18 protein-coding genes are annotated in these 13633 nt (G+C 43.2%); all 18 read left to right on the forward strand.

The window, feature by feature from the left end; translation table 11 throughout:
• Positions 1-3 precede the first annotated feature (3 nt).
• A complete protein-coding gene (locus tag C427_RS09925) occupies positions 4-477 on the forward strand; it encodes a hypothetical protein (protein ID WP_007636482.1) in 474 nt (157 codons plus the stop codon).
• 2 nt (positions 478-479) lie between these two features.
• Positions 480-800 carry a hypothetical protein gene (locus C427_RS09930; protein ID WP_007636481.1) on the forward strand — a complete coding sequence of 107 codons (321 nt, stop codon included), beginning with the start codon at positions 480-482 and terminating at the stop codon, positions 798-800.
• A 3-nt stretch (positions 801-803) separates the two neighbouring features.
• Complete coding sequence (locus C427_RS09935) at positions 804-1415, forward strand: phage tail protein (protein WP_007636479.1); 612 nt, start codon at positions 804-806, stop codon at positions 1413-1415.
• A gap of 344 nt (positions 1416-1759) precedes the next feature.
• A complete protein-coding gene (locus tag C427_RS09940; RefSeq protein ID WP_015430772.1) occupies positions 1760-2158 on the forward strand; it encodes a terminase small subunit in 399 nt (132 codons plus the stop codon).
• Positions 2124-4073, forward strand: coding sequence for a phage terminase large subunit family protein (locus tag C427_RS09945; protein WP_226991089.1), 1950 nt, complete (start codon positions 2124-2126; stop codon positions 4071-4073). The genes C427_RS09940 and C427_RS09945 overlap by 35 nt, the downstream gene beginning before the upstream one ends.
• Positions 4060-4275 carry a gpW family protein gene (locus tag C427_RS09950; RefSeq protein WP_007636474.1) on the forward strand — a complete coding sequence of 72 codons (216 nt, stop codon included), beginning with the start codon at positions 4060-4062 and terminating at the stop codon, positions 4273-4275. Before C427_RS09945 ends, C427_RS09950 begins: the two co-directional genes overlap by 14 nt.
• Positions 4275-5879, forward strand: a complete 1605-nt coding sequence (locus C427_RS09955) for a phage portal protein (RefSeq protein WP_007636473.1) — start codon at positions 4275-4277, stop codon at positions 5877-5879. The genes C427_RS09950 and C427_RS09955 overlap by 1 nt, the downstream gene beginning before the upstream one ends.
• A gap of 10 nt (positions 5880-5889) precedes the next feature.
• Positions 5890-7188 (forward strand): S49 family peptidase, encoded by a 1299-nt coding sequence (locus tag C427_RS09960; protein WP_007636472.1) that lies wholly within the window; start codon positions 5890-5892, stop codon positions 7186-7188.
• Positions 7188-7547 (forward strand): head decoration protein, encoded by a 360-nt coding sequence (locus C427_RS09965; protein WP_007636471.1) that lies wholly within the window; start codon positions 7188-7190, stop codon positions 7545-7547. The genes C427_RS09960 and C427_RS09965 overlap by 1 nt, the downstream gene beginning before the upstream one ends.
• A gap of 9 nt (positions 7548-7556) precedes the next feature.
• Entirely contained in the window at positions 7557-8492 is a 936-nt protein-coding gene (locus C427_RS09970; RefSeq protein ID WP_015430773.1) for a major capsid protein, read from the forward strand.
• A 19-nt stretch (positions 8493-8511) separates the two neighbouring features.
• Complete coding sequence (locus C427_RS29000) at positions 8512-8580, forward strand: hypothetical protein (RefSeq protein ID WP_457920589.1); 69 nt, start codon at positions 8512-8514, stop codon at positions 8578-8580.
• Between the two features lie 57 nt (positions 8581-8637).
• Positions 8638-8889 (forward strand): hypothetical protein, encoded by a 252-nt coding sequence (locus C427_RS09975; protein ID WP_007636468.1) that lies wholly within the window; start codon positions 8638-8640, stop codon positions 8887-8889.
• Between the two features lie 2 nt (positions 8890-8891).
• Entirely contained in the window at positions 8892-9176 is a 285-nt protein-coding gene (locus C427_RS09980) for a hypothetical protein (protein ID WP_007636467.1), read from the forward strand.
• On the forward strand, positions 9169-9603 hold the full coding sequence (locus tag C427_RS09985) for a hypothetical protein (RefSeq protein WP_007636466.1): 435 nt from the start codon (positions 9169-9171) through the stop codon (positions 9601-9603). Before C427_RS09980 ends, C427_RS09985 begins: the two co-directional genes overlap by 8 nt.
• Before the next feature lie 37 nt (positions 9604-9640).
• The gene (locus tag C427_RS09990) at positions 9641-10012 is read left to right on the forward strand and encodes a hypothetical protein (RefSeq protein ID WP_007636465.1); all 372 of its coding nucleotides are present in this window, start codon (positions 9641-9643) and stop codon (positions 10010-10012) included.
• A gap of 154 nt (positions 10013-10166) precedes the next feature.
• Entirely contained in the window at positions 10167-11090 is a 924-nt protein-coding gene (locus C427_RS09995; protein ID WP_007636463.1) for a phage tail tube protein, read from the forward strand.
• 7 nt (positions 11091-11097) lie between these two features.
• A complete protein-coding gene (locus C427_RS10000) occupies positions 11098-11391 on the forward strand; it encodes a hypothetical protein (RefSeq protein WP_007636461.1) in 294 nt (97 codons plus the stop codon).
• A gap of 285 nt (positions 11392-11676) precedes the next feature.
• Positions 11677-13626, forward strand: a complete 1950-nt coding sequence (locus tag C427_RS10005) for a tape measure protein (RefSeq protein ID WP_007636458.1) — start codon at positions 11677-11679, stop codon at positions 13624-13626.
• The last annotated feature ends 7 nt before the right edge of the window (positions 13627-13633 follow it).

Here is a 13633-nt window from a genome sequence, read left to right on the forward strand (position 1 = left end):
CACATGCCAATTTTAACAGCAGAATTAGAATTTAGAAAAACAACAAACAATTTAGGCGCGGCCATCACTGCCAATGTTACGGATGGGTCAGATATATTCGATACGTTTGATGGTGATGAAACAACCCCCGGCGTGACTGAGTATGCGTGTATCTATTTCTATAATGATTCAGGTCTATTAGCGAGCAACACCAGGGTGCACATTAGCAGTGAAACAGCCCACGCAGGCGTAAACTTTACGGTTGGCTTAGGCACTAGCGCAATCAATGGCACAGAGCAAACTATCGCTGATAAAAATACACCACCTAACGCCGTTACCTTTATCGAGGCATCAGATTTAGCCAGCGCAATAAGCTTAGGTAATATACCAGCCGGTCAACATCGAGCTCTATGGGTACGTGGTGTAGTTGATGCCGGCACATTAGCTAAGAATGCTTACACAATCGCTACCCAAATCACTACTGATTCAGCCGAATAACAATGATACTCACCGCGTACAAGGGGCGAGACGGTACAGTCACGATCCCCATTGAGTCTGATCCGTTAGGTGGCACCGACTATGTTGATCTGTCTCTATCCGGTGCGCGTGTTGAGTTCAGTGCTATTACATCAGCAATAGACACTGATAGCGCTAATGCAGAGATAGTAGGCAATGAGGTCACTTTTAAGTTAGGGGCATTAGACCTAACTCAAGGCGCCTATCCTGAATGCCGTATCATTCTATATAACGCCAACTATCCATTAGGCAAGGTGATCGCGGGACCAGGTAAAGAGATTGTTATTCTTAATTACTTTGAATAACTAATGGAACTCAGCCTTAAGTCAGACATTAAGCGATTATCTTACGACCTAAATAAAATCAAAGCATCAGCAATACCCAAAGCAACAACCCAAGCATTAAACAAGACGGTTAAGGGCGTTCAATCAGACCTTACCAAGATGCTATCCAAAGTCACAGGGATAGGTCAAAGGGACGTAAGATCAGACCTAAAGATAACAAAGGCCAACAAGGTAAGCCAAACAGCTAAGGTTGATAGCAGCGAAGGCAGAGCTAAGAACCTAATCAACTTTGTATCTAAAGCATACAAGAAGCCCAACCACTTCAATGCGAAGTTAGGTAAGGGTAAGCGCAGAAGGTACAGGGCTAAGGGCGTTACAGCTAACGCATGGCGCAGCCGTAAGACATACGACGGAACGTTCATTGGTACGGGTAAGAATGGTGCAACCCTAGTGTTTAAGAGGGCATCAGGCACAACTAGAACAGGCAAAGGTAAGCTCAAATCAATAAGCGGCCCTAGCATCAGGCAAGAGTTTCAAAGGCAATACACCAAAGCATTCATGCAATCCAAGGCAAGGCAGCGCTTCAGCAAAGAGATGGCAAGGGCGGTCAAGTTCCAACTAAGTAAGATAAAATAGATTTGCACTAATACGGTGCGATTACTCGAGTGCAATGTAAAGAAAGCTTACGAACTGTAAAGTAAATTGACACTTAGCTTTAGTTGTAAAGAAACCTGACAAAAAAGGTACTTCCCAGCACCCTGACGCACACGGGTACGCAGCATCGCAAGGCTTCAGTATTTACGAACCATTTTAGAGTCAGGTTGTTGTTTAGTTATCCCTAATCGCAGTTTAAATGAGTAATAAATGTCTAACCATTTAGTTAACAAATCACAGATGGCAAGGCATCTTAATATTTCAGTGCAAGCATTTGATAAATGGAATGTAAAACCATTTAAGCGCGAAGGTAGGCAGTTGTTTTTTTGTTCACTGACGTCATTGAAAATCGGATTGAAAACGAGACTAAAAAATACAACAACCGTGTGAACCCTGATTCATCAGATATCAATATTGATGACGAAAGGGCGATGCTGACACGGCAGCAACGGATCACGCAAGAAATCAAGAACGAAATACTAGAAGGCCGAGCAATACCGGTTGAAGCCGCCAGAGATGTCTTAACAAAAATACTAGCGCGAATTGGATCAACATTGGATTCACTCGCACCGAACATTAAACGTAGACACCCAGAAATCGAGCAGAGAATAATTGACTTCATTAAATCTGAGACTATCAAGTATCAAAATGAAGCTTCAAAGCTTGATAGCTATTTAGACGATATTATAGATGAAGTTGTCACCGAGGCAGAAGCGAAAGTTTAAAGCCGCGTTAAGGGAAGGCGCAAGTGTTTTGTATCGGCCTCCTCCTTTAACCGGCGTTGAATGGGCCGACGAACACTTTTATATGTCGTCTGAGTCTTCATACATTGAAGGCAATTGGAAAACCGCGCCAAGTCAGATAGCTATTCTAAATGCAATGTGCAACGACGATATCAGGGAGGTCAACTGGTTAAAGTCGGCGCGTGTTGGTTATACAAAATTAGTTTGTGCGGCCATTGCTTACGGTATTGAACATAAAAAAAGAAATATCGGTGTTTGGCAACCCGATGACGGAGCAAGGGACAGGTTTAGTAAAAAACATATAGCACCCATGCTTAGGGATGTTGGACCAATCAGGTCAGTGTTTCCTTATATTGGAAAGAAATGCCCCGAGAATACGATTGAGAATAAATCGTTTACCAATGGGCGTGAACTGTTTTTGCTTGGTGGTAAGGCTGCAAAAAATTTCCGTGAGTTGTCTCTTGATTCGGCGATATACGATGAGCTATCACAGTTTGATTTAGATATTGAAGGCGATGGGTCAGCAACATTCATTGGTGACAAAAGATTAACCGGGTCGGCTTTTGGTAAATCAATAAGAGGTTCTTCCCCAACGATTAAAAATTTCTGCCAAATAACCACAGCTTATGAAGCATCTGATCAAAAATTTCAACGTTACATACCTTGTAAGCATTGCGGCACATTTCAAACGTTAGTGTTTGGCGGTAAGGGTGCGGTTTACGGCTTGGAGTGGGATAAAACACTACCTAAAAGCAAGGTTGCTAAGTCTGCAAAGTACCGTTGCAATTCATGCTCAGACACATTCAGTTATTCAGAGTTTCTTGATTTAGATGTTCAGGGATATTGGATAAGTGAAGAAGGCATGGCCACTTATGACGGCATTACTTTTTACGAGTCTGAAGGATTTCCCGCAAATAAAAAAATAACTGCAACGCCAGAAGTGGTGGGGTTTAGGCTTTGGTCTATTTATTCTAATTTTTCGCCATGGTCAACAATTGTGACCGAATGGTACAAAGCTCAAGCCGATTCGATGGCGCTCAAGTCTTTTATAAACACCACCCTGGGCGAAGCGTTTGAGGAAACGGAAAGAGTTAAAACCAAACCTGAAGAATTACTGGCAAGGCGTGAGCACTACGCAGCAGAAGTACCCGACGAGGTTGTTTATATTACCGTTGGCGGGGATATGCAAGATCACTGGGCTGAATTTACAGTCAAGGGATGGACTGCAGGCGAAGAGAGTTACACGATTGATCAGTTTGAAGTTCACGGTGATCCTTCCGTTTCAGAATTTTGGGACCAGTTAGAAAAGCCGCTTAGGAAAAGTTACAAAAAAGCAAACGGGCAGGTAATGAACTGGGCAACGGGGGTGTTTGATTCAGGTGGGCATTATACCGGCGAGGTTTACAAATTCACCAAGCGCTTTGGAATTATGAGGCTTTACCCTGGTAAGGGCGAGAGTCAATACGGTAAGCCGGTTGCAACTAAACCCCGAAAGAAAAATGCTCATGGCGTCTATCTCATAATGATAGGCACCGACAACGCGAAAGACATTATCTATGACCGTGTAGGCATTCAACTTAGTGAAGTTGGAACGCCAAGACCCGGTTGTATGCATTTTCCGATTAAAGAATGGTGCAACTTAGGTTTTTTTGAACAACTACTAGCAGAGGTCAAAAAAGTAGTAGTGATCAAAGGGCAAAAATCTTACAGGTGGATCAATCCACCAGGCAAGCGAAACGAAAAGCTGGATTGTGAGGTTTACAACCTTGCGGCTTTACGAGTCGCACAGCAATACATGTCGCTTGATTTAGATAGCTTGGTCATCAATAGCCAATCGGGCGCCAAAAAAATCAATAAAATTCAAGATATAGGCAGGTTATTCAATGGCAACGACTGAGCAAATTAATCAATTGGCAGAGGCGCAAGCGGCTAGACACAAGCTAATGACCGGAACGGCAGTGGTTAAAGTCACTAAAGACGGAATGACAGTGGAGTACACGCAAGGATCCTTACGCCAGTTAACAAACTACATCGAAACGCTTAATCAAATAGTAAATGACACTGGTAAGCGCAGACCGCCAGCAGGAGTTCGGTTTTAATGCAAAGTAAAATATTAGATATGCATGGTAAGCCAATGGCTTCTTCATATGCTGGCGCTGGTTCTGGACTTGGTGATCAGCTTGCAGAATGGAACCCAAGCCTAAAAATGGCTGACGCTGGTTTGTTGCCAACTCTGCAGCAAGGGAACGCAAGGGCAGAAGATTTAGTAAAAAATCATGGTTACGCAAATGGCGCGGTTCAGCTTCATGTTGATAATATTGTTGGTTCGCTATTTAGGCTTAGTTATAAGCCAAACTGGCGAACACTGGGAATTAGTGAGCGAGATGCTAGAGATTTGGCAACAGATGTTGAATCAGCATTTAGAGAACACGCTGAAGATCCCGTTGGTTGCTATCTGGATGCTGAAAGAAAAAGAACTTTCACAATGATGGTGCGTGAAACAGTCGCAACACATGTGATTTTAGGTGAGTCGATGGCATCAGCAGAGTGGATTGAACGCCCAGGGAGTTTATTTAAAACATCTATTAAAATGATTTCACCCAAGCGCGTATCAAATCCTAATGCAACAACTGATTCTCAATTTTTGCGCGGAGGGATTGAACAAGACAGAAACAGCGCTGCCATTGCTTATCATGTGCTAAACCCTCGTTACGGCTTTTCGGAATCTTTAAACGGTTATGGTTATGGTGAGTGGCGCAGAGTCCCAAGAGAAACAAGATGGGGACGCCAGCAATTCATTCATACATTTGAACCCCGTGAAGATGGACAAAGCCGAGGCGCAAATAAATTTTTAGCAGTCATGGAACAGTTATTCATGATCGACAAGTTGCAGGTAACTAAATTGCAAAATGCAGTTGTTAGCGCAATGTATGCCGCTGTTATCGAATCGGATCTAGATTCAGAGACAGCACACGCAATGATCGCGGGTGCAACTACTGGTGATGAGCAAATGCAACAAGGACTAGCTAATCATTTGGCTTTTTCTGCAGAGTATCACAAGGGCGCAAGCGTCAAAATGAACGGCGTTAAAATACCCCATCTATTCCCAGGCGAACAATTAAACCTAAAAACACCGGGTAATGCTGATAACGGCTTTGCCGCCCTTGAATCTTCAATACTGGGCTATACGGCTGCAGGTATGGGGGTAAGTAAAGAGCAGTTAACTAGAGATTATTCAAAGGTTAATTACTCAAGCGCTAGGGCTTCAATGCTTGAATCATGGCGCTACTTTATGGGCGAAAGAAAAGTGATCGCCGCTGGGTTTGCTTCGTCTGTATTTTCACTATGGCTTGAAGAAGCGATAAACAAGAAAATAATTAAATTACCCCGAAAAGCTAAATACGGTTTCTATGAACGTAAATCAGCATGGTGTAACAGCGAATGGATCGGTCAAGGTAGATTGGCAATTGACGGACTTAAGGAAGTTAAAGAGGCCGTATTAAGGATTGAATCTGGCTTGTCAACATATGAAAAAGAACTAGCTATTCAAGGTGAAGATTATCAAGAGATATTCAGCCAGCAAGTCAGGGAAACAGAAGAACGAAAAGCCGCAGGGTTGCCGCCGCCGAGTTGGGCTATGGCAATGCTACTAAATGAAGCCGAGACACCAGAAGAACCAGTCAAAAAAGGAGAAGCCGCTTAAGCGGTTTTTTATGCCCATGTTAAATAATTTCACAAATCAATTTATAGCGATGGAACCCAAGTCAGCAAAGTCATTAATTGGCTCGCTGACTTTAAAAAATCGTGACTCAATTAGTTTAGTTGACCAAAACGGTTTACTTGATGATCAAGACAAGCCTCGCATAGTGCAAGCCTCTTTTGCTCGGTTTGCTTCTTCTGGAAATTACGAATCTAAGCCTTACACATTTGTTGATGGGATCGCGGTTATTCCGGTAAACGGTACGCTATTGCATGGACATGGCTACATTGGCAATTATTACTCAGGATATGAAGCCATTGTTTCGCTTTTTGACTCTGCAAATGCAGACCCAGACGTCAAGGGCATTTTATTTATAGTCAACTCACCCGGTGGAACAGTGGCCGGTTGTTTTGATGCCTGTGATCACATCTACGAAAACAAAGGCGCCAAGCCTGTTTGGTCGTTATATGACGATATGGCGTGTAGCGGGGCAATGTGCATAGGCAGCGCAGCAGATAGACGCCTAACCACACAAACAGCAATTAGCGGTTCAATAGGCGTTATTCAAATACACGTCAGTTATGAGGGAATGTTAAACGAGTCCGGCATGGAAATAACGCTGATCTATTCTGGCGCCCATAAAGTTGACGGCAACCCTTACAAAAACCTGCCTGATGATGTTTACGAACAATTCAAGGCTGAGTGCAACACCTTGAAAATGCAATTTGCTGAAAAAGTTTCAAGAAATATCGGCATTGATATACAGCAAGTAATCGACACCGAAGCAAGGACATACACAGGTCAAGAAGCAATAAACGCAGGCTTGGCCGACGAGTTAATTAACTCGCATAACATCATAAGCCATTTTAAACAGTATCTGTCCACACCGGACGGGTCAAACCAACGGAGTGTCACCATGAGTGATCCAAGCAAAAACGCGGCGGCTGAATCGGTGACAACCGAAGACAAAACCGCCCCGGCATCAATTGCCGCAGTTAGTGAAACGGAACAGGCCGAAGTAGTGGTCGATCAGAAAGCGCGATGTGCTGCAATCATCGGTGCACCAGAAGCAGAGGGCCGAAGCGATTTAGCCCTTCACCTTGCATTTAAAACCGATCTTGATGCTGTATCAGCGGTGGCGGTTTTGGCCGCATCACCAGAGCAAAACGCCTCAGCTGATGACGGCAATAGCCTCGACGCTGCTATGGCTTCAATCGAGCAACCAAATATCGGCGCAATGGGCCAAGATTCAGAGCAATCTGAAGCAAGCCAGTATGTCGCATCTTATAATAAAGTTACCGGAGAGAAGTAATGACAACTGAAGCACTCACCTATGTAGACATCACAAGTGGCAGTGATGAAATTGCCACAACAAGCGTTACCATTTTATCTGGCGAAGATTTAGCGGCAGCGGTTCCAATTGGTCAAGTCACACTAAGCGGCAAGTTTGTAGAATGTGACCCCGATGCAACAAACGGTAGTCAAACGCCAAAGTACATCACTGCACAAGCAATTGATGCAACAGGCGGCGATGTTAAAGCGCAAGTTTATAAATCTGGCACGTTTGACACTGCGCAAATCGCTTTCCATGCAAATTTCACCGCTGCAGAAAAGCTTTTAGCTTTTGTTGGCACTCCAATTAGTCTTCAAACCCAAGCCGCAGCGCTTTAAGGAATACTCATGTCATTTAATGCATTAAATACCAGCACCATGCTTGATATCGTAAAAACGGTAGGCAAGTTTGACCCTTTCTTTTTAACCTTGTTTTTCCCAAGTGTTATTACTTCGGAAGATGAAAGCATCCACTTTGATCATATATCAGAAGATGTGGTCATGGCCCCGTTCGTATCACCTGTAGTTGCTGGCAAGGTACACAAAGAGCGTGGCGGCACGATGAAAAGCTTCAAGCCTGCCTACGTAAAACCTAAAAACACAGTCAAACCCGGTCAAATGTTAAAGCGTAGACCTGGTGAAACTTACCTTGGTGACTTATCACCAGCACAGCGCAAACAAGCCGCGATCACTGATTATTTAATGAGACAAGATAAGTCTATTACTTATCGTGAAGAATGGATGGCTGCACAGGCTGTATTAACTGGATCTGTAACTGTTAAAGGTGAAGATTACCCCGAGCAAGTTGTTGATTTTGCGCGCTCTGCAGCTAATAACATCACTCTTGTTGGCGCTGCTAAGTGGGATACTGTTGACCCCGCCACTTATGACCCAACTGACGATTTAACGACTTGGGCAGCTAACGCCACCGGTGCGATAAACGTTTTTGTGATGGGTAAAGGCACTTGGACTAAATTCAGTTCATTCACAGCAGTAAAAGAAAAGCTTGATACTCGCCGTGGTAGTTCTTCAGAAATGGAAACCGCCACAAAAGATCTTGGAATGGTTACGAGTTTTAAAGGTTATTTTGGTGATGTGCAAATCTGGGTTTATACCGGGCAATACACAGACCCAGAAACAAACGAAAAGTCTTACTACATGCCTGCAAATAACTTACTTATGGGCAACACTGCTTATGATGGAGTAAGAGCTTACGGCGCAATTCAAGATGTTGATGCCATGGTTTCAACATCTCGCTGGCCAAAAAAATTGGACTCAACCTGATCCGTCAGCTGAGTTTGTCATGACTCAATCAGCGCCATTGATGATCACACCTGATCCAGACGGTTTTGTGTCTGTAGTCACTCACTAATCAAGTAAATTAATTAGGGGCTTAATGCATGCCCCTTATTTCTTTTAAGGAACCATCATGTCAAGAGCAAAAAAAGAACTTATAACTCCGATTGAAGAAGAACTTATAACTCCGGCTGAAAAAGAACTTATCACTCCGGCTGAAGAATTAAATGTTGCAAATAGTGGTCTGGTATCAGTTACCTTACTTAAATCAATTCAAGTTGAGCCGGGTGCAGAACCATTAAAGCCAGGTGTGCAAATGGTAAGTAAATCTTTAGCTGAAGAGTTAAAAAATTCTGGATTAATATCGGCTAAAGAGCTTAGTTAATCATGCAGTCATTTAATGATGTTTTGAAGCGCGCGGCAATAGATACCATAGATAATCTTGGCCAATTCGTTTATATCCGCGGGCTTAAATTTGAAGCGATCTTCAGAGATGAAGAATTTGAAACTGATGCAGGCTTTCAGCGCATTGTTTCTATTACAATAACTGCTATTGAATCATCTAAGGTCAGGAAGGGCGACCCTGTTATTGTTGGGAATACCGCCTATTCATTAAAAAGCATACCCGAAACTTCAGATCAATTAATAGAAATCGAGTTAAAACGTGCATAAAGCCCAATTGATTATCAACGAAATAAACACCCGGTTAAACGTTTTAATTGGCGAAGGTATTGTTTTAGAAGTAATGAAAAACAGAACTGACGTTCCCGACGAATTGCCAGCGGTAGCGGTTAGAATGGGGTCTGACGAGCCAGAAAATCAAAATGCAACATTCATTGATTCAAGTTTAACTGTTAACACTGATATTTATGTGATCACCACCGCGCAAGACTTAGATGAAAAAACCTTAGCTATAAGGCTGGCAGTTCACAAAAAATTAATGGTTGATTATAACTTAGGGCTCGGGTTCGTTACTCAGATAACCCCGCTAGGACAATCAGAGCCAGATTACAACGGTGACGGCGAGCAGTACGCAGGGGCAACCCGCTTATCATGGCGTATTAGTTACCGATCAGGCGTAGTAGACCCGAGTAATTAAAAGGGCTATGCTGAATAAAATTATTAGGGATAGTAAAATGGAAAAGATACTAGCATTATTATTAACTTTTATTCTTTTTGGGTGTACATCATACGGCAGCAAGATTGACCGAAATTATGCCACTTCAATTGAAAAGGGCGTAACAACAGAGGCAGAAGTTGTTAGACAAATGGGGCCACCTACCAGTATGGGCTTGGGAGGCGAGGGGCTTAAAACTCTGTCTTATATGCACGTTGCCTCACAATTTAAGGCTAGCACGTTTATACCCATTGTTGGGTTATTTGCCGGTGGAGCAGATACTCAAACAACAATGTTAATTATTACCATCGACCAAGAAACCGGCATTGTTAAGAATTGGACTTATAACCAATCTGACTCAGAGGTCAACACAGGGTTAACCGCCAACTAACCAATAAATAAATTTACTTACAAACCCGCTAATTCAGCGGGTTTTTTTATGGGCTGAATAAAATGAATAAAATGAAAAAGACGATCAAACCAAAAACTGGTGGCACTAAAACAATTCCTTTACCCACGGAAAAAATCAAAGAAGAGGCTAAATAATGTTAATCACCCGCGAGGCTATAGCCTTAAAAATTGAAACTACTCAGGGAACGGATGCAGTGCCTAGTCCTTCGGCAGATGCGATCTTAATTTCAGAGGTGAATATTTCAAACGAAGGTTTGAAAATGATTGACCGCCCTTTGATCAAGCCAAGTATCTCGACAGAGAAAAAGATTTTTGCAGGCACATTGAAAAAAATTACATTCAAAGCTGAAATAAAAGGCTCGGGCGCAGCAGGAACAGCCCCCGAACTAGGCCAAGCGCTTAGAGCTTGTGGTATGGGTGAAATTATTGTTGCCTCAACATCAGTAACTTATGGGCCCGTTTCAACTGGTCATGAGCCTTGCACAATTTATTATTATCAAGATGGTCGGTTACGCAAAATTTTAGGCTGTATGGGTACCGCTACTATCAACGCTGAAGCTGGTGGCTTGGGAATGGTTGATTTTGAGTTCACCGGTCAAGATGGCGGCCTAGTTGATGCGAATTTCCCTGTGCTTAGTTATGACAGCACTGTGCCTGTTCCGTTTATCGGCGTTGCTTTCTCAGTAGGTACTTTTAACGCAGTTATTAACAGCCTTTCACTTAACTTTACCAACACCATTTCAACCCCAGGCAATGTCAGGAATGCCAATGGCTTTGGTGATGTGCGAATTTCACAACGTGATCCAAATGGATCCATTGACCCCGAAGCGGTACTGGTAGCAACGAAAGACTTTGAAGCTATATGGAAAGCAGGAACAGAAATGGCGCTTACTACTGGCGTAATTGGTTCGGTTGCCGGTAATCGGTGGCAGTTAGACGCAAACATTGCTTTGCGCGATATGTCCCAGGGTGAGCGTGACCAAATACGAGTCGAAACATTGCCGTTTGGTTGCCATGAGCAAACCACAGATGATGAATTTTCAATAAGTTTTACATAGGCCATTTATGAAATCACTAGGTAACGAAACATTTACACCGTCGGATCAGAAAGGCAAGGAAGATCCAAAAACTTATACGGTTAAAGCTTTGAACTCGCTGCAGTTAACAGAAGTCTATGCTGACGGGGCCAAAATGGTTGAGGGCGGCGTGGGGCTTAACTTTAAAGGGATCATGCTTTGCTTAAAATACGGTTTGATTGATACGGACATATCAAAAATATCATCTTTACATCATGCCGAACTGGGTAAATTTATCTTTAGTAAAGCTTCATTGCTGGAAGAAGAAAGAAAAAACTCATAATTGCAGTTGAAGTCAATCTAAATTCAGCGCGCTTTAACTGCGATAAATGCGAATGGGGTAAGCATTGTGATGAGTCAAACCCCGCCCCTTTCCCGAAATGGGAAATCCCACAAATAAACCTTAAATCTAAAACTTGCCTCTTGCCAATGGTGACACATGAGTCACAGGAAGCGATCAGGCTGTACGGGTTTTATAAACAAAAAATACTAGCCTTATCGGGCGGCGTTTTAGAGCAGCCTGATAAATACATTAAGTTAATGCAGACAATAGAGCGGCAAATAAACAATGGCAAATGATTATACATTTTTTATTCGCGGCAAAGACGGCACCGCAGGCGCTTTTGCAAGTTTGAAAAGCAGCTTATCAAGCACCACAAAGCTGGCGGCAGGTCTAGCCGCTGCATTTGGTTTAAATAAGTTGCGTGAAGCGGCTGACGAATGGACCAACATAAACAACAAATTGCGTCTTGTGACAAAATCAGAGGAAGACCTGATCGACGTTCGGGGTAAGCTTTTATCTTTGTCAGTGGAAACCAGATCAGAGCTTGAAACAACCGTTTCATTATACGCAAGACTTCAAAGGGCAACGGAAGAAGCTAACTTAACTCAAGTCGAACTACTTGATATAACCAAAGCGATAAACCAAAGTTTTGCAATATCAGGCGCCACCGTAACAGAAGCAACAGCTTCAATTACTCAGTTAACACAAGCCTTGGCAAGTGGCGTTTTGCGTGGTCAAGAATTCAATTCCATATCAGAGCAAGCCCCAAGATTACTTGAAGCATTAACCGATGCTTTGGGCGTTACTCGCGGTGAGTTGCGAAACATGGCCAAAGATGGGGTATTAACCTCAGAAATTGTAATTGACGCAATAAAAGGCAGTAGTAATGCCATTGCTGATGAATTTGCCACGGCAGTTCCAACAGCTAGCCAAGCCTTAACTGTATTAGGTACATCGTTAACAGTGGCAATCGGTAAACTGGACGAGGCAACCGGCGCGTCAAATTCTTTTAGTCAATCAATAATTGGCATAGGCCAAGCAATACAGCAATCAGTAATTGGCATTGAAACGCTAGATTCTTTAGGTAACTTACTTGAAAGTTTAATTGAAAAAAGAGAAACACTATTAGGTGCAAGCGGCCCAAATTCTGAAAACTTACTTGCTTCAGTAAATGATGCAATTGTTGAAACAGAGGCGAAATTAAGAAAACTAGAAGATCAGATCGCTTTTGATAAAGAATACAAAGTTACTCTCGATATGATTTTTGAGGGTACCGGCATAGTTAGGCCAGATGATCTTTTAAATGAAATATTAGGCGATTCTTTCAGTAGCCTTTCAGGTTCAGCCGGTGGCGTTGGGCAAGAGGCCGCTAAAGGTTACGCTGACGGCGTATGGAATGCGTTTCAATCACAATTAGATTTTAATAAAGAATCAGCCGGGGTAAACGAGTTGTTTGCTGGCGGTGGTGAAACATTTCAAGATGATTACTGGAAAGGGTTTGAAGAAAACGGCTTTACCGCATTTGAAACCCTAATTGAAACATCAGACACGTTTTGGGAAAGTCTTCAAGGTCAAATTTTATCAACAACAGAAAACTTCGACGCTTTATGGGGCGGCACATTTGACCGGTTTGCAGAAGGTATAGGGCAAAGCACCGCAACAGCCATAATGGAACAGAAAAATCTTGGTGATGCCGCGCAGGAAATCGCCAGAGGGGCTGTACATTCATTAATTGCTGGCTTAGTTGAAATTGGCGTGAAAAAACTCGCCTTATTCGCAATTGAAAAAACCATATCAACAACAGGTAAGGCGGTAGAAGTTGCCACGGCTATTCCTACCGCTTTGGCAGTCGCTACGGCATGGGCACCAGCGGCGGCGATGGCATCACTTGCCAGCTTTGGTGCAAATGCCGCACCAGCAAGCGCAGGAATAACCGCAACAGTCGGATTGTCAGAGGGCTTAGCTTTGGCGGGATCGTTTGAGGGTGGCGGGTATATTCCTGACGGGCCTAGATCTGGTGGGTTAGATGGCAGAGGTGGACGGCTTGCCATGATCCACCCCGACGAAACTATCATTGATCATAAAAAATCAGGAAGTCCAGCCGGCCAATCTTTGATGTTTAACTTCTCACCAATGATAAACAGCCGCCGCCCTGGTGACATTATCGACGAATTAGAATCAATCAAAAAGCCCCTTATGCGCATGATCCAATCCGCAATTAACGATCCAATGTAGGCACTTT

Origin of the sequence: Paraglaciecola psychrophila 170 (genome assembly GCF_000347635.1) — a bacterium.
In the GTDB taxonomy this organism is placed as follows: domain Bacteria; phylum Pseudomonadota; class Gammaproteobacteria; order Enterobacterales; family Alteromonadaceae; genus Paraglaciecola; species Paraglaciecola psychrophila.